Annotated in this window: 15 protein-coding genes and 1 pseudogene; 4 read left to right on the top strand and 12 right to left on the bottom strand. The window is 63.5% G+C overall.

Features of this window, described 5'->3' with window-relative positions; all coding sequences use genetic code 11:
* Positions 1-35: 35 nt before the first annotated feature.
* The 7 genes and pseudogenes from sigX to ppsA form a co-directional block, all read right to left on the bottom strand.
* On the bottom strand, positions 36-626 hold the full coding sequence (gene sigX / locus KI241_RS08440; RefSeq protein WP_042729583.1) for an RNA polymerase sigma factor SigX: 591 nt from the start codon (positions 624-626) through the stop codon (positions 36-38).
* A 92-nt stretch (positions 627-718) separates the two neighbouring features.
* Positions 719-1,543 carry a mechanosensitive ion channel domain-containing protein gene (locus KI241_RS08435; RefSeq protein WP_003183617.1) on the bottom strand — a complete coding sequence of 275 codons (825 nt, stop codon included), beginning with the start codon at positions 1,541-1,543 and terminating at the stop codon, positions 719-721.
* A 2-nt stretch (positions 1,544-1,545) separates the two neighbouring features.
* Positions 1,546-1,791, bottom strand: a complete 246-nt coding sequence (locus KI241_RS08430) for a hypothetical protein (protein ID WP_047737446.1) — start codon at positions 1,789-1,791, stop codon at positions 1,546-1,548.
* Between the two features lie 63 nt (positions 1,792-1,854).
* The gene (locus KI241_RS08425; RefSeq protein WP_047737449.1) at positions 1,855-2,850 is read right to left on the bottom strand and encodes a zinc transporter ZntB; all 996 of its coding nucleotides are present in this window, start codon (positions 2,848-2,850) and stop codon (positions 1,855-1,857) included.
* A 25-nt stretch (positions 2,851-2,875) separates the two neighbouring features.
* Positions 2,876-3,367: a ribonuclease E activity regulator RraA gene (gene rraA, locus KI241_RS08420; protein ID WP_042732263.1), complete on the bottom strand. Its 492-nt coding sequence runs from the start codon at positions 3,365-3,367 to the stop codon at positions 2,876-2,878.
* Positions 3,368-3,493: 126 nt separating this feature from the next.
* Positions 3,494-4,482 (bottom strand): annotated as a pseudogene (locus KI241_RS08415) (alpha/beta fold hydrolase).
* Positions 4,483-4,639: 157 nt separating this feature from the next.
* Positions 4,640-7,015 carry a phosphoenolpyruvate synthase gene (gene ppsA / locus KI241_RS08410; RefSeq protein ID WP_042732261.1) on the bottom strand — a complete coding sequence of 792 codons (2,376 nt, stop codon included), beginning with the start codon at positions 7,013-7,015 and terminating at the stop codon, positions 4,640-4,642.
* A 179-nt stretch (positions 7,016-7,194) separates the two neighbouring features.
* On the opposite strand from ppsA, the gene KI241_RS08405 reads away from it, so the two are divergent.
* Positions 7,195-8,013: a pyruvate, water dikinase regulatory protein gene (locus KI241_RS08405; protein WP_042732259.1), complete on the top strand. Its 819-nt coding sequence runs from the start codon at positions 7,195-7,197 to the stop codon at positions 8,011-8,013.
* 187 nt (positions 8,014-8,200) lie between these two features.
* Here KI241_RS08405 and KI241_RS08400 read toward each other — a convergent pair whose 3' ends face one another.
* From KI241_RS08400 to KI241_RS08385, 4 genes are all read right to left on the bottom strand, one after another.
* Positions 8,201-8,428 carry an MbtH family protein gene (locus KI241_RS08400; RefSeq protein WP_053146680.1) on the bottom strand — a complete coding sequence of 76 codons (228 nt, stop codon included), beginning with the start codon at positions 8,426-8,428 and terminating at the stop codon, positions 8,201-8,203.
* Between the two features lie 84 nt (positions 8,429-8,512).
* Complete coding sequence (locus tag KI241_RS08395) at positions 8,513-9,925, bottom strand: aspartate aminotransferase family protein (protein ID WP_042731912.1); 1,413 nt, start codon at positions 9,923-9,925, stop codon at positions 8,513-8,515.
* A gap of 105 nt (positions 9,926-10,030) precedes the next feature.
* Positions 10,031-11,362 (bottom strand): sensor histidine kinase, encoded by a 1,332-nt coding sequence (locus KI241_RS08390; RefSeq protein ID WP_042731911.1) that lies wholly within the window; start codon positions 11,360-11,362, stop codon positions 10,031-10,033.
* Positions 11,359-12,039, bottom strand: a complete 681-nt coding sequence (locus KI241_RS08385) for a response regulator (RefSeq protein ID WP_042731910.1) — start codon at positions 12,037-12,039, stop codon at positions 11,359-11,361. The genes KI241_RS08390 and KI241_RS08385 overlap by 4 nt, the downstream gene beginning before the upstream one ends.
* A 178-nt stretch (positions 12,040-12,217) precedes the next feature.
* On the opposite strand from KI241_RS08385, the gene dsbD reads away from it, so the two are divergent.
* The 3 genes from dsbD to dsbG are packed head-to-tail and all read left to right on the top strand — an operon-like array spanning position 12,218 to position 15,560.
* On the top strand, positions 12,218-13,948 hold the full coding sequence (gene dsbD / locus KI241_RS08380; RefSeq protein WP_212803556.1) for a protein-disulfide reductase DsbD: 1,731 nt from the start codon (positions 12,218-12,220) through the stop codon (positions 13,946-13,948).
* On the top strand, positions 13,948-14,817 hold the full coding sequence (locus KI241_RS08375) for a TlpA disulfide reductase family protein (RefSeq protein ID WP_212803555.1): 870 nt from the start codon (positions 13,948-13,950) through the stop codon (positions 14,815-14,817). Before dsbD ends, KI241_RS08375 begins: the two co-directional genes overlap by 1 nt.
* Positions 14,793-15,560 carry a thiol:disulfide interchange protein DsbG gene (gene dsbG / locus KI241_RS08370; protein WP_047737462.1) on the top strand — a complete coding sequence of 256 codons (768 nt, stop codon included), beginning with the start codon at positions 14,793-14,795 and terminating at the stop codon, positions 15,558-15,560. The genes KI241_RS08375 and dsbG overlap by 25 nt, the downstream gene beginning before the upstream one ends.
* 301 nt (positions 15,561-15,861) lie before the next feature.
* On the opposite strand, the gene KI241_RS08365 is transcribed toward dsbG, so the two are convergent.
* Positions 15,862-16,668, bottom strand: coding sequence for an alpha/beta fold hydrolase (locus KI241_RS08365; protein ID WP_053146669.1), 807 nt, complete (start codon positions 16,666-16,668; stop codon positions 15,862-15,864).
* Positions 16,669-16,776: the final 108 nt, after the last annotated feature.

Here is a 16,776-nt window from a genome sequence, read left to right as displayed (position 1 = left end):
GAACTTGCCTACACGTAAGAGATATTTGCGCCGAACTAAGTTTCAGCAATGCCTGCAAATTTCTCACGCAATTTGTCAAGAGCGCGCTTGTAACGCATTTTTGTCGCGCTCAAACCCATGTGCATTATGTCTGCGATCTCCTGGAACTCCAGCTCTGCGACAAATCGTAGCACCAGAATTTCCCGATCAATCGGGTTTACATGGACCAACCAGCGATCGAGTCCACCCTTCTCCTCGGGTTTGGGCGCCTTTTCCTCAGACGCTTCTTCAAGAGGGTCCAGGCTCAGAGCGTCCATCAAGCGACGCTTTCGCCGTTCCTTACGGTACTGCGTGATGCATTCGTTGTAGGTGATGCTGTAGAGCCAGGTCTTGAACTTCGATTTCCCCTCGAAGTTCTTCAACCCATACAGCACCTTCAACATCACCTCCTGACAGACATCGTCAGCATCGCGATCGTTCCCCAGGTACCGTGCACAAACGTTAAATAATGTCCTTTGGTAGCGGCGCATCAACTCTTCATAGGCGCGCGTTACGTGGAACAGCTCCGTATGCGCGCGGGCAACCAACTCCTCATCGGAGAGATCACGGGGGTCGTAGCGCGTGGACAGCGATTGGGGTTTGTTCAAAACAGGTCGGGCCGACAGTCTAGGTCAATGTGCGCCGCAGCCTGGAGATAGCAGGCATTTTGCGGCGGCATACATTAGCAGGGTTTGCCGGGTTAGCGGCTACTCACATGCTGTTCCAGCAGGATCCGATTGGAGAGCGACACCAGTTCGCCCTCGTCGGTCAGCAATGTGGTTTTCACCGTGCCGATCTCTTCGATCTGACCTTCGACCTCGCCAACACGCACCTGTTGCCCAACCTCATACAATTCACGCACATAGATTCCCGCGAGAATCTGACCGGCGATTTCCCGGCTTCCCAACCCCATGGCCAGCGCAACGGCCAGACCAACGGTAATCAAAACGATCACGATCACGTGGTTGAGCAGGTCTGTCTTGACCTCCAACTGGCTGATCGCAACCGAGATACTGATGATGATCACCAGGCCCTGGGCGATTCGCCCAACGCCGGCGGCGTAGTCCAGCCCCACGCCTTCGGCGGCGCCACGCACCAGCCCGTTGGCCAGTTGGGCCAACAGGACACCCACCAGCAGCACCAGCGCGGCGCCGAATACTTTCGGCAAATACAGCGCAAGCATGTCCAGCGTAGCTGAAACTCGCTCAAGTCCAAGGGATTCAGCCGCCGAAACCAGGAAAATGAGCAATACGAACCAATAGACGATCTTGCCGACCAGGGTCGAAATGGGCACCTGGATGCCGCCTCGCGACAGCAACTTGGTCAGGCCGGTGCCGCCCATCAGGCGATCGAGGCCCAGTTTGGCGAGCAGTTTGGAGAGCAGTGTATCCAGCAATTTGGCCACGACGAAACCGAGCAACAGCACCACCAGGGCGCCGAAGAGGTTCGGGATGAAGTTGGCCACCTTGGTCCACAACGCGGTCATTGCCGTGACGAGGCTCTGGGTCCAGAGATCAAGTTCCATATTCAATCAGCCTTATCAGCGGTGCGAGTAACAGGTTTACGGCGGGAAACCGGCGCGACATGGGCCGACCCGTTGTTCAAGGCGATCATCAGCGCGGGCAGCCAACGGCCCAGCAGGCTGAACAGATCACTGGCGCCGACCTGGCGGTTGGCGGTTTTCAGTACACGTCCCAGGCATGCGTCGTCGTCCCGGCTGGACGGCGAAGCCTTGAGCATGTCGCGCAAAGACTGTTCAAACGGATCGTGCATACGCACCTCTCGTGATGTCTGTGGAAGACGCGATCAGATTTCGTCGGGTCACATGAAGCCTCATCACACCCAGCGCAGACGCCGGAACAGCCACCACTGTCCCAGCGCCACACAGACCATCAGCAAGCACGCGACCAGGAAACCGTAGGGGCTCGCCGAGAACGGGATACCGCCCACATTGATGCCCAACAGGCCGGTCAGGAAACTCATCGGCAGGAAAATCCCGGTGATGATGCCGAAGCGGTACATGGTGCGGTTCATGCGCACCGACAGGCGCCGGTCTTCGGCCTCCAGCACAAGCCCCACGCGCTCGCGAGTCAATTCCAGCTCCTCGAGGTAACGGGTCAGGCTGTTGTTCAATTCGTTCCAGTAATCGCCATCGTCTTCGACGAACCAGGGCAGTTTCAGCCGGGTCATCTGGGCGAAAATGTCCCGCTGCGGCGCCAGGAACCGCTTCAACCCGGCCGCCCTTCGACGGATGTGCAAAATGGCGTCGTGCTCGGGGGTGTACCGTTCGTCGGTATCGAGTTTTTCTTCCTCGCCATCGACGATTTCCGAGAGACAGGTGACCAGGTCCTGCACCTTGTTGGTGAGGTACTGGGCCATATAAAGGATGAGTTCCGACGCGGTCTTCGGCCCCTTGCCCTCGGCCAGTTGCGCCAACAGCTCATCGGTGGCCCGCAGCGGTCGCAAACGCAGGGAGATCACACGCTGGGCAGCGGCGAAGATCCGCACCGAGACCATGTCTTCCGGCTCGGCCCCCGGATTCAGGTTGATCCCCCGCAGGAACAGCAGCAGCTCGGCGTTAGGCAGGGGCAGCAGGCGCGGACGGGTGTTCTCTTCCAGCAGCAGGTCGCAGTTGAATTCGCTCAGGCCGCTGGATTTGCGCAACCAGGTGTGAGTTTGCGGATGACTGCGATCCCAGTGCAGCCACAGGCTTTCGTGGGCCTGCAACTGCAATTCGTCGAGGTCGGTCCGGGCAATGGAACGCGCGCCGCCCTTACCGTCCAACACCAGGGCATGCACCAGCCCCCATTGCGCGTTTTCTTCCTCGAACATCCTCATCCCTTATGGCTGTAGCGCTTCATTCAGGCATTTTCAACGGGCTTGGCGAGACGATCACGCCGTTGTTGTCCGCGTACACATACTCGCCCGGACGGAACGTCACGCCGGCAAAGGTCACCGCTACGTTGAGGTCGCCGATGCCGCGCTTGTCGGTTTTCATCGGATGACTGGCCAGGGCCTGGACGCCGAGGTCGGTCTGGGCGATGACGTCGACGTCGCGGATGCACCCGTAGATCACCAGCCCTTCCCAGCCACTCTTCGCGGCTTTTTCCGCCAGCATGTCACCCAGCAAGGCCCGACGCAGAGAGCCGCCACCGTCCACCACCAGCACCTTGCCGGCGCCCGGTTGCTCAACTTGCTCCTTGACCAGCGAGTTGTCTTCGAAGCACTTGATGGTCACGATTTCGCCGCCGAAGGAATCGCGGCCGCCGAAATTGCTGAACATCGGCTCCAGCACCTGAACCAGGTCCGGGTAGGCATCGCACAGGTCGGGCGTGAGGTAATGGTTCATCGAACAACTCCTGTAAGGCTGGAACGTCAGACTGAATGAGCAACCGTTTGTGACCGAAACCGCTTCAAGCGTCATATCTTAGCCGCAAGCCGACCAGAGCGAAATGCTCTTGTCAGGGCCTTCGCCTCAAACCGCCTCGGCCAGACTGGGTTGTTCTGCCATCAACGGCGCACAGGGGTTTTCCAGCCAGCGCGCCACCAACGGCCAGACATCCGTGTGCGCGGCCTTGCTGACCAGCATCTCGACATGCCCGAAATCTTCACTGAACCCCTGTGCCCGGCCCAGGCAGACAAACTGCTTGTGCTCGGAGCCGATCTGTTCGAAGAGCTTGCGGCAGGCCCAGGTCGGGTCCTGGTGATCGCCTGCGGCACTTACCGCCAGCACCGGCACCTGGACATCGGCCAAACCGGCCCACCAGTTCTTCTCGGCATCGCCGAAGCGCCCGAACAGGCCATACCAGCGCATGCTTTCCAGGGCCAGGCCGATGGGCTCGTCCTCCGGACCACGCTTGAGCCGTGAGCCGGACAGTTGAGCAAAGCGCTTGAGAATGAAACGCCCGCTCCATTCCACCGGCGGGATCTTCAGCGGCCAGTAGGTGCGGCTGACCTGGGTGCCGAAAAACGCCGCCGACGCCACGGCCGGCTCGCCCAGGTAATGGCCGCCTAGCGCCGCCGCCAGGGTGATGCCGCCCAAGGAGTGGCCGATCCAGTGCGGCACTTGCCCACTTTGCTCGCGCACGAAAGCACCGATGGCGGGCAAGTCGTAGCGGGCGTAATCAGCTACACGGTTGTTGCGGTAATCCTGGTTGCGCTGGGACAGCCCATGGCCGCGCATCTCCGGAATCCAGACATCGAAACCCAGGCGCGTCAGGTACGCCCCCAGGCCGAGGCCCTTGGGGAATACCAGAAGCGGCGGTTGGAGAAGCTGCCGTGCAACAGGATCACGGGAACGCCGCGGGTCTGGCCGGCGTCGGCCATGCCCAGGCGGGTGACGGCCAGTTCGACGCTGTAGTCCGGGCTGTTGCCGGGCTTGAGGCGATAAACGTCTTCGCTCAGATCACCGCGTCGCTCGGCGCTGATCAGGGCGACAGGAAAAAGGTTGCTGCTGCTTTGCATAATGCTCTTGCACAAAAAAAGACGACTGTGGGAGTGAGCTTGCTCGCGATGGCGGTGGATCAGCAAAATAATCTTGGCTGACACTCCGCTATCGCGAGCAAGCTCGCTCCCACAAAGGTTACCCGGCTTACATCACCGGTGAGGCCCCTTCACTCAATCAGACCGCGCCCTGCCCCTCGGCCAGGAAGAACCAGGTTTCCAGCACGGAGTCGGGGTTCAACGAAACGCTTTCGATGCCCTGTTCCATCAGCCACTTGGCCAGGTCCGGGTGGTCCGAAGGGCCCTGGCCGCAGATGCCGATGTACTTGCCGGCCTTGTTGCAGGCGGCGATGGCATTGGCCAGCAGCTTCTTGACCGCCGGGTTCCGCTCGTCGAACAGGTGCGCAATGATCCCCGAGTCGCGGTCCAGGCCCAGGGTCAACTGGGTCAGGTCGTTGGAGCCGATGGAGAAACCGTCGAAGAACTCGAGGAATTCTTCCGCCAGGATGGCGTTGGACGGCAGTTCGCACATCATGATCACGCGCAGGCCGTTGTCGCCACGGGCCAGGCCGTTCTCGGCCAGCAGGTCGACCACCTGGCTCGCTTCACCGAGGGTACGCACGAACGGCACCATGATCTCGACGTTGGTCAGGCCCATCTCGTTGCGCACACGCTTGAGGGCGCGGCACTCGAGCTCGAAGCAATCACGGAACGATTCGCTGATGTAGCGCGAAGCGCCGCGGAAGCCCAGCATCGGGTTTTCTTCTTCCGGCTCGTAGAGCTTGCCGCCGATCAGGTTCGCGTATTCGTTGGACTTGAAGTCCGACAGGCGCACGATGACCTTTTTCGGGTAGAACGCCGCTGCCAGGGTGCTGATGCCTTCTACCAGTTTCTCGACGTAGAAACCGACCGGATCGTCGTAGCCGGCGATGCGCTTGTCGACGCTGTCCTTGATTTCAGGGGGCAGGCCGTCGTAGTTCAGCAGCGCCTTGGGGTGCACGCCGATCATGCGGTTGATGATGAACTCCAGGCGGGCCAGGCCCACGCCGGCGTTCGGCAACTGCGCGAAGTCGAAGGCGCGGTCCGGGTTGCCGACGTTCATCATGATCTTGAACGGCAGCTCCGGCATGGCGTCCACGGAGTTCTTCTTGATGTCGAAGCCCAACTCACCTTCGAAGATGTAGCCGGTATCGCCCTCGGCGCAGGACACGGTCACGCCTTGGCCATCCTTGAGCAGTTGGGTCGCGTTGCCGCAACCGACCACGGCCGGGATCCCCAGCTCACGGGCGATGATCGCCGCGTGGCAGGTGCGCCCGCCGCGGTTGGTGACGATGGCGCTGGCGCGCTTCATCACCGGTTCCCAGTCCGGGTCGGTCATGTCGGACACCAGCACGTCGCCGGCCTGGACCTTGTCCATTTCCGAGACGTCGTTGATGATCCGCACCTTGCCGGCGCCGATGCGCTGGCCGATGGCGCGGCCTTCCACCAGCACGGTGCCGGTTTCCTTGAGCAGGTAGCGCTCCATGACGTTGGCCTGGGTGCGGCTCTTCACGGTTTCCGGACGGGCCTGCACGATGTACAGCTTGCCGTCGTCACCGTCCTTGGCCCATTCGATGTCCATCGGGCACTTGTAGTGCTTCTCGATGATCATCGCCTGCTTGGCCAGCTCGCTGACTTCGGCGTCGGTCAGGCAGAAACGCGCGCGCTCGGCCTTGTCCACGTCGACGGTCTTGACCGAACGACCGGCCTTGGCTTCGTCACCGTAGATCATCTTGATGGCCTTGCTGCCCAGGTTGCGGCGCAGGATGGCCGGGCGGCCGGCAGTCAGCGTGCCTTTGTGGACGTAGAACTCGTCCGGGTTGACCGCGCCTTGTACGACGGTTTCACCCAGGCCGTAGGCGCCGGTGATGAACACCACGTCACGGAAGCCCGACTCGGTGTCGAGGGTGAACATCACGCCGGCGGTGCCGGTTTCGGAACGGACCATGCGCTGCACACCCGCGGACAGGGCGACCAGCTTGTGGTCGAAGCCCTGGTGCACGCGGTAGGAAATGGCACGGTCGTTGAAGAGGGAAGCGAAGACTTCCTTGGCGGCGCGGATGACGTTTTCCACGCCACGGATGTTCAGGAAGGTTTCCTGCTGGCCGGCAAAGGACGCGTCCGGCAGGTCTTCGGCGGTGGCCGAGGAACGTACGGCGACCGCGATGTCGGGATTGCCTTCGGACAGCTTGGCGAAAGCGGTGCGGATCTCGCTGTTCAGTTGCTCGGGGAACTCGGCTTCCATGATCCACTGGCGGATCTGGGCGCCGGTCTTGGCCAGGGCATTGACGTCATCGACGTCCAGGGCATCGAGCGCATCGTGGATCTGCTTGTTCAGGCCGCTCAGTTCCAGGAAATCACGATAAGCCTGAGCGGTCGTGGCGAAGCCACCTGGCACCGATACGCCGGCACCGGCGAGGTTACTGATCATCTCGCCCAGGGATGCGTTCTTGCCCCCCACATGCTCCACATCATGGACGCCGAGCTTATCGAGGGAAACTACGTACTCTACCAAGGTGATCTCTCCACTAACTGTGTTGGAAAAGCTCAAGGCACCGACGGCTCCAGGGGAGCGATTGCCGGCGATATGGCCTGGACCTGGAAAATAAGTGAGAATGCGGGCCACTGGCGGCCGGCAAATCGCGCCTATCATATCCAAGAATCGTCACTAGCTCACTAGGGCCCAAGGCGCAAATGAAACGATCTGCTTTCTTTATCTCCGACGGCACCGGCATCACGGCCGAAACCTTAGGTCAAAGCCTGTTGGCGCAATTCGAAAACATTACCTTCACCAAGCTGACACGTCCGTACATCGACAGCGTCGACAAAGCGCGGGCCATGGTACAGCAAATCAATAAAGCCGCCGAAACCGACGGTTTCCGCCCGATCATCTTCGACACCATCGTCAATCAGGACATCCGTGAGATTCTCGCAACGTCCAATGGTTTCATGATCGACATCTTTTCGACCTTCCTGGCGCCCCTGGAGCAGGAACTGAGCGAACACTCCTCCTACTCGGTCGGCAAGTCCCATTCCATCGGGCACAACTCCAACTACATGGAGCGGATCGAGGCGGTCAACTTCGCGCTGGACAACGATGACGGCGCCCGCACGCATTATTACGACAAGGCCGACCTGATCCTAGTGGGCGTGTCGCGTTGTGGTAAGACGCCGACGTGCCTGTACATGGCGATGCAGTTCGGCATCCGCGCGGCCAACTACCCGCTGACCGAAGAGGACATGGAGCGCCTGCAACTGCCCAGCGCCCTGCGCGCCCACCAGCACAAGCTGTTCGGCCTGACCATCGACCCGGACCGCCTCACCGCGATCCGCAACGAGCGCAAGCCCAACAGCCGCTATTCGAGCTATGCCCAGTGCGAGTTCGAGGTGCGCGAAGTGGAAAATCTTTTCCGGCGGGAAAATATTCCGCATATCAATTCCACGCATTTTTCCGTGGAAGAGATATCGGCGAAGATCCTGGTGGAGAAAGGGGTGGAGCGGCGGTTCAAGTGAGGTAGAGGCCTGGAACCAAAACCTGTGGGAGCGAGCTTGCTCGCGATAGCGGTGTGTCAGCCGCATGAATGTTGCCTGACACTTCCCAATCGCGAGCAAGCTCGCTCCCACATGGGTTCTGCTATGACTGCAGGATTTGTATTCCCCTGCTTTCCTCCTGTGGAAAGCAGCTCCCACAGGTTCTACCTCAATGAACCACAGCCGCCTGTTCTTCCATTTTCTTGCGCAGGCTCAACGGGCGCATGTCGGTCCAGACTTCTTCGATGTAGGCCAGGCATTCCTTCTTGAAGCCGCTCTTGCCGACGGTACGCCAGCCTTCGGGAACGGCCTTGTAGTCCGGCCAGATCGAATACTGCTCTTCGTGGTTGACCACGACCTGAAAGACGATGTCCTCGCGGTCGAATACTGACGTCATGGGTGTCTCTCCATCTTTGCTCGAGGTTCACTGCGGCGCATGCGCAGCCAGGGTATGAAAGGAACGTTTGGGGCCGGATGAAAATTAGGCGTCGCTGACGGCCGCGCTCAAGGCTCGCCCGAAAATGTCGGCGATCCGGTCGATGTCGGCCGCGGTGACGATCAGCGGTGGCAGGAATCGCACCACGCCGCCCTGGCGTCCGCCCAGTTCCAGGATCAGCCCGCGCTTGAGGCACTCGCGCTGCACCCGTGGCGCCAGGCGGCCATCCACCGGCGGATGGCCCTGGGCGTCCGGCGTGCCGTGGGGGTCAACCAGCTCGACGCCAAGCATCAAGCCACGACCGCGGATATCACCCAATTGCGCAAAGTCGCGCTGCAGAATGCGCAGGTGCTCGCTCAGGCGCTCACCCATGGCGGTCGCGTGGGCCGGCAGGTCATGCTCCACCAGATAGCGCATGACCGCCGAGCCGGCGGCCATCGCCATTTGGTTACCCCGGAACGTCCCGGCGTGGGCGCCCGGCAACCAGGTGTCGAGCCAGTCGCGGTAGACCACCACCGCCAGCGGCAGGCTGCCGCCGATGGCCTTGGACAGTACCACCACGTCCGGGATGATCCCGGCATGCTCGAACGCGAACATCTTGCCGGTCCGACCGAAGCCGCTCTGGATTTCATCGACGATCAGCGCCACGCCGGCCTGCTCGGTGATCCGCCGCAAGCCGCGCAGCCAGTCGAGGTCGGCCGGTATGACCCCGCCCTCGCCTTGCACCACTTCGACGATCACCGCCGCCGGCAATTGCACCCCGGCCTCGGGGTCGTTCAACAGGTTGTGCAAGTAATGCAGGTTGGCCTTCACGCCTTGCGCGCCGCCCAGCCCGAACGGGCAACGGTAATCGTAGGGGAACGGCATGAACTGCACGCCATTGCTGAGCAAGGCACCCAGGGGTCGCTTCGGCCCCAGGCTGCCCATCAGGCTCAGCGCGCCCTGGCTCATGCCGTGGTAACCGCCCTGGAACGACAGCACGGTGCTGCGTCCGGTGGCGGTGCGCACCAGTTTGAGGGCGGCCTCCACCGCGTCGGTGCCGGTGGGGCCGCAGAACTGGATCTTCGCCTCGGCCGCCAGCGCCGCCGGCAGCAGGCCGAACAGGTCCTGGACGAAGCGATCCTTGACCGGTGTGGTCAGGTCCAGGGTGTGCAGGGGCAATTCATCCGCCAGCACCTGCTGGATCGCCTCGATCACCACCGGGTGGTTGTGCCCCAGCGCCAGCGTGCCGGCGCCGGCCAGGCAATCGATGAACGTACGCCCCTCGACGTCTTCGACATGCAAGCCGCGGGCACGCTTGAGGGCCAGAGGCAGGCGCCGGGGATAGCTGCGGGCATTGGACTCCTGGCGGTTCTGGCGGGCCAGCAGCGGCGACTCATTGAATTGATAGAGTGTCTCGGCCGGCTCCGGGCTGAGCCGGGCCGGTGGTGCTTCGATAAGGCTGTTGGCGACTGGCATCTCTCGACCTCGCTGTGCACACATGTGCAGGTTTCCTGATGTGGAAACGCACCAGCGAGGCCGGGATTTAGCCTGTGGAGAAAAAGCTCGTCCCAGGTAAGGGGGTCAGCCCGGCAACGACTGCACCGGCACCGTCAACTCGACTCGCAACCCGTCCGTCCGGCTGTCGAAATGCAGGCCGCAGCCGCAACGCTGGACGATGGCCTGGACAATCGCCAGGCCCAACCCGCAGCCCGTGCTCTGGCCGTTGCGCCAGAAGCGTTGGGTCAGGTGCTGGATGTCGTCGGCGGCGATGCCCGGCCCATGGTCGCGCACTTGGAAGCGAACCCGCTGGCCGACCATTTCCAGGTTCAACTGCACTTCGGTATCGCCGGGGGTGTGGCGCAAGGCGTTATCCAGCAGGTTGCGCACGGCAGCGATGGAGAGCACCGCCGGCATCTGCACCGGCGCTTCGGACAACCCTGGGGCCAGTTGCAGCTTGATCCGCCGGGAATCATGGCTGGCCGCGTCCTGGATCGCCAATCGCGCGACCTGCTCGGCATTGCACTGCACGCCATCGTCGAACGACAGGCTACCCTCCACCCGCGCCAACAGCAGCAACTGCTCCAGGGTTCGATGCAGGCGGTCGGCGCCCTCCTCGGCCCGGGCCAGCGACTGGTCGCGGGCGGCGCCTTCGGTCATGCGCGCGACCTGCAGGTGGGTCTTGATGGCCGTCAACGGGCTGCGCAGTTCGTGGGCGGCATCGCCGGTCAGCCGCCGCTCACGCTCGAGGGTCTTGCCAATGCGCTGGAATAACTGATTCTGGGTCTCCAGCAGTGGCCGCAGCTCGCTGGGCAGCGGATGGATCTGCAGCGGCTCCAGGGAATCGGCGTTGCGCCGCATCAACGCGTCGCGCATGCGATTGAGCGGCGCCAGGCCCTGGCCGATGCCCAGCCACAACAGGCACAGGCAGCCGAGCAGCGCCACGCCCACCGGCACCGAGGCCGCCAGGAGGATCGACATGTTCAGGGCCTCGCGCTCGATCTGGCGGTCGGCGGTGGTGATACGCACGTCACCTCGGGCCAGGGTGAAGCTGCGCCAGGGCGCGCCGTCGATCATCTGGTCATGGAAACCCATTTTCTCCGCTTCCAGGGCCTGCTCCGGGGTGCCATGGCTGCGCGCCAGGATTTCCCCACGCAAGGAACTGACCTGGCAGGCCATGCCCCCGGGGATGCTCAACTGCTCGGCGCTGAAGTGCGTGCCGTCGCCCTTGCTGGGCAACGGTGGCAACTGCTCCAGCAGGCCGGCGACCATCCGCGCCGACGCCACCAGGCGCTGGTCGAGGGAAAACATCATCTGGTTGCGCAGGTCGCTGAGCATCCACGCCGCCGCCAGGGCCCAGATCAGGGCGAAGGCCGCGCCGAGGGTCAGGCTCAGGCGCAATCGCAGGCTCATCACTTGGAAGACTCCCCGCCATCGGCAGGCCCCAGGCGATAACCCAACCCGCGCACGGTCTCGACGATCCCGTTGCCCAGCTTGCGCCGCAGGTGATGGATATGGACATTGAGGGCGTTGCTCTCCAGTTCGTCGTTGAAACCGTAGACGCTGTCCTTGAGTTGCTCGGTGGACAACACCCGGCCGCGACTGTGCAGCAGGGCCTGCAACAACGACTGCTCGCGCCGGGACAAGTCCACCGGCTGGCCGTCCAGCAAGGTTTCCCGGCTGCTGGGATCGTACGTCAACCGGCCGTGTTCGATCAGGTTGACGCTGCGCCCCGCCACGCGCCGCAACAGGGTGTGCAGGCGCGCCGCGAGTTCGCGCAGGTCGAAAGGCTTGAGCAGGTAGTCATCGGCGCCGGCCTGCAAGCCGTCGACCCGATCGGTCACCGAGTCCCGCGCGGTGAGGATCAACACCGGGATCTCCAGGCCTTGCTGGCGCAGTTGCTTGAGCAGTTTCAGGCCGTCCTCGTCGGGCAGCCCCAGGTCCAGCACCATGACGTCGAACTCGGCCACGCCGACCATCGCCCGCGCCGCCGACGCCGTGGCAACATGCTCGACGGTCAGGCCCTGGGCCGTAAGGCCGGCGACGATGCCGCTGGCGATCAACTCATCGTCTTCGCAGACCAGTACGTGCATGGTAAGCCCCGTGGAAAAAGGTACATTAGGCCGCCGGCCGATTAAGCCGACATTATGCGACGAGTCCGCCCGATTTGGGCGATCATTGCGGCCGAGGCCCGGTTGTCGTCGGGTTAATCGACGGTTAATCGCCGGCCGCCATTGTGCATTCCACTTGCTTCGTTCTAAGGCTTTATCCATGCGTCGATTGTTTTTGTTGTGGCTGTTGCTGATTTCGGGCCTGGCCCAGGCCGCCAATCCCTTCGAGACCAAACCCGATTTCCTGCCGGTGGAAAAGGCCTTCGTGTTCACCTCCGAACGCCTGGACTCCGGCGAAACGCAGCTGTTCTGGCAGATCGCCGATGGCTACTACCTGTACCAGCAACGGCTCAAGTTCGACGGCCTGGCCGAGGCGCAGAAACCCAGGCTGCCGGAGGGTGAAGCCCACAGCGACGAGTTCTTCGGCGACCAGCAGGTCTATCGCCAGGCCTTGGAACTGAAGATCCCGGCCGGCGCCACCGGCAAGATCAAGGTCGGCTTCCAGGGCTGCGCCGACGCGGGCCTGTGTTACCCACCCCAGACGCAAATCGTCGATCTGGGCGGCGCCGCACCTGTGGCCGCCGGCAACCAGGCGCCGGACCAGGCCCTGGCCAGCGGCCTGCAACAACGGGCATTGGGCTGGAGCCTGCTGGTGTTCTTCGGCCTGGGACTGTTGCTGGCGTTCACCCCGTGCTCCCTGCCCATGCTGCCGATTCTGGCGGGCCTGGTGGTGGGCAGCGGCGCCGGCCCGCGGCGCGGCCTGGCGCTGGCCGGCAGCTACGTAATCAGCATGGCCCTGGTGTACGCCGCCATGGGCGTATTGGCCGCGTTGCTGGGCGCCAACCTCCAGGCGTTGCTGCAGCAGCCGTGGCTGCTGGGCACGTTCGCGGCGATCTTCGTGCTGCTGGCGCTGCCGATGTTCGGTTTCTTCGAGTTGCAGTTGCCGGCCGCCCTGCGCGACCGCTTGGAAAACGCCGGGCGCCAGCGCCGCGGTGGCAGTCTGGTGGGCGCCGGCATCCTCGGCGCACTGTCCGGTCTGTTGGTGGGGCCGTGCATGACCGCCCCGCTGGCCGGCGCGCTGTTGTACATCGCCCAGGGCGGCAATGCGCTGCACGGTGGGCTGATCCTGTTTGCCATGGGCCTGGGCATTGGCCTGCCGCTGTTGCTGCTGGTGACCGTGGGCAATCGCTTCCTGCCCAAGCCCGGCGCCTGGATGAACCTGCTCAAGGGCTTGTTCGGCTTCCTGTTCCTGGGCACGGCCCTGTTGATGATTCGCCCGGTGATCGATGGCTCGCTGTGGATCGGGCTGTGGGGCGCGCTGTTGTTGATCGCCGCGTACAGTGCCTGGCGCCAGACCGAAGGTTTTGGCCGCGCCGCCTATGCCTGCGGCAGCGCCTCGTTGCTGTTCGGCCTGTGGGGCAGCGTCCTGGTGGTCGGTGCGGCGGGCGGCAGCGATGACTTCTTCCAGCCGCTCAAGGTCTACACCGCCACCGCGCCGGGCGGCTCGGTCGCCAAGGCCCATGACGCCTTCGTCACGGTCAGTGAGCCGGCGGCCCTGCAACAGCAATTGGACGAGGCCAAGGCCCAGGACCAATGGGTGCTGCTGGACTACTACGCCGACTGGTGCGTGTCCTGCAAGATCATGGAAAAACAGGTGTTCGGCCGCGCCGACGTGCAGGACGCCTTGAACGGCGTGCGCCTGCTGCGCCTGGACGTCACCACTGACAACGCCGCCAGCCGCGCGTTACTGGGCCGCTACCAGGTGCCAGGGCCGCCGAGCCTGTTGTGGATCGGCGCCGACGGTGAAGAACGCCGCAGCCAGCGGATCACCGGGGAAGTCGATGCCAAGGCCTTCCTGGAACGCTGGAACGTCACCAGGGATGCCCGCTGATGCTCACGCTCACCCTCGGCACTTTTGCCATCGCCCTTAACCACCTGCTGCTGATCAGCGCCTTGGCGCTGGCGACCTTCGTGGGCTGGCGGGTCGCCAAGCGCGGTGGCGAGAACCCCGAGTCGGTGCTGTTCGTGCTGTTTTTGCTCGGCCTGCTGGCCGCGCGGGTCGGCTTTGTCGTCGCCTACTGGAACCATTACCAGGACGATGCCTGGCAAATCGTCGACCTGCGCGACGGCGGTTTCCTGGCCTGGCCGGGGGTCGTCGCGGTGTTAATCGGCGCATTGCTGTGGGCGCGGCGGCGCCCGGCCCTGCGCCGGCCGTTGGGTTTCGGCGTCGGCAGTGGCTTGCTGTTCTGGCTGGTGGCGTCCCTGTCGCTGACGATCTACGAACAGGGCACGCGGCTGCCGGACATCGACCTGCGCAGCGCCGACGGGCAGACCGTCAAGCTCGGCGACTATCAGGGCGCCCCCCTGGTGATCAACCTCTGGGCCACCTGGTGCCCGCCCTGCCGGCGTGAAATGCCGGTACTGGAAGAAGCCCAACAGCGGCGTCCGGACCTGACGTTCCTGTTCGTCAACCAGGCCGAAAGCATGCAGAGCGTGAGCACCTACCTCGCCACCCAGGGCTTGAGCCTGGACAACGTGCTGTTCGACGGCAGCGGTCGCCTCGGCCAGGCCGTGGGCTCCATGGCACTGCCGACGACGCTGTTCTACAGCGCCGACGGTCGCCTGCTGGGCAGCCACCTGGGCGAGCTGTCGGAAGCGAGCCTGGCCCGCGCCCTGGAAAATTTTGAAGCGCCGGGTTCGCCCGTGCCGCCCCACCCTGTCACAAGGAAATCGCCATGCCCCGCCTCCGCCACCTGCTGACCCTGGGCTTTTCAGCCGCGTTGCTGCAAGCGCCGCTGCTGCAGGCCGAAGAGCTGCCCGCGGCGATCAAGAAGATCGAAGCCAAGGGCGCGAAGATCATCGGCACCTTCGACGCCCCGGACGGCCTGCGCGGTTACGCGGCGCAATACCAGAACCGAGGCATGGCCCTGTACCTGACGCCGGACGGCCAGCACGTGCTGCTGGGCAACCTGTACGACGCCGACGGCAAGGACCTGAGCGTGGAACCGCTGCAAAAACTGGTGTATGCGCCGATGGCCAAGGCCATGTGGGCGAAGATGGCCGCCAGCCATTGGATCGCCGACGGTAACCCGGACGCGCCGCGCACGGTGTACCTGTTCAGCGACCCGAACTGCCCGTACTGCAACATGTTCTGGGAGCAGGCGCGGCCCTGGGTCAAGGCCGGCAAGGTGCAACTGCGCCACATCATGGTGGGGATCATCCGCGAGGACAGCCCAGGCAAAGCCGCGGCACTGCTGGCGGCCAAGGCCCCGGAGAAAGCCCTGGAGACCCACGAGAAGGCCGGCAAGGGCAGCGCCCTCAAGCCCCTCAAGGACATCCCGCCGGCCATCCAGGCGAAAATGGACGCCAACCAGCAGTTGATGGACGAACTGGAACTGACCGCGACCCCAGCGATTTTCTACCTCGACGACAAAGGCGAACTGCAACAACAGCAAGGCGCGCCTTCGCCGGACAAACTGGTGAAGATCCTCGGGCCGAAGTGATGTCGGCTGGGCGGGCTTGCTCGCGATAGCGGTCTGTCTGTGCCGGTGATGCTGGCCGGGCGGGCCCCTTCGCGGGCAAGCCCGCTCCCACAGAGATCTTTGCCAGGCGCAGATTGTGTGAACATCCCCCATTAATGGTGGGAGCGGGCTTGCTCGCGATAGCGGTCTGTCTGTGCCGGTGATGCTGGCTGGGCGGGCCCCTTCGCGGGCAAGCCCGCTCCCACAGGGATATTTGCCAGGCGCAGATTGTTTGAACATCCCCCATTAATTGTGGGAGCGGGCTTGCTCGCGAAGGCCAAGGTCAGCGGCGCAGGAACTCCAGCAATACCTGCGTCACGAACTCCGGGTTTTCCAGGTTGGAGATATGCCCCGCCTCCGGGATCAGCACGTGGGGGCAGCCGATCCGCTCGGCCATCTCCAGCGCTTCGGACGGCGGGCGCGGCTTGTCCTGGTCGCCGCACATCACCAACGTGCGCCCGGCGTCCAGTTCAGTCAGGCGCGGGAGGATGTCGTCCCGGCCAAAAATGATCCGGCCCAGCGGCACGATGCTGTCGCGCAGGCGCTCGGTCGGCAGCGCCGCCAGGGTCGCACGAAACTGCTGGTACAAGGAGGACTGCGGATCGATGCCTGGACGGAAGAAAATTGGCACGACGATGTCCAGCAGCGGTTCGGGAATGCTGCCGCTGGCTTCGATCTTGTCGAACAGCGAGAAGTAGTACTGGCGGGTCGGCTCCGGCTCGACGCCCACGTAGGTGTCCATCAGCACCAGGGACTTGACCCGCGTCGGCGCCGCAAGCGCCAGCCGCGCGCCCCACATCCCGCCCACCGACAGCCCCACCAGGTCGAAGCCGTCGACCTGCAAGTGATCCATCAAGGCCAATGCCTGGCGAGCCAGGTCGTCCAGCGAGGTCATGCCTTCGGGCAATTGCCCGGATTGGCCGTGGCCCCACAGGTCCAGGGCGATGACCCGGTAATGCCGGGACAACGCCTCGATCTGCGGCGCCCACATGGTGTGGTCCCACAAATAGCTGCTGCCCAGCAGCACCACCGGGCCATGGCCCTGATCCAGGTAATGAAGCGGTTGTCCGTCAACGGTTGCAAAAGGCATCGGCGACCTCCTTGTATGAATGAAAAAGGCCTGGAGAGACTGGGCCGTGCAAGGCGAGGCGTCAACCTCGGGTTGCGGCGCATCACGCACGACCGCCTTCGCGAGCAA

The organism is Pseudomonas sp. Cab53 (assembly GCF_018325965.1).
GTDB lineage: Bacteria > Pseudomonadota > Gammaproteobacteria > Pseudomonadales > Pseudomonadaceae > Aquipseudomonas > Aquipseudomonas chlororaphis_E.
The sequence above is the reverse complement of the archived record's forward strand: the minus strand, read 5'-3'. Positions and strand labels throughout refer to the sequence as shown.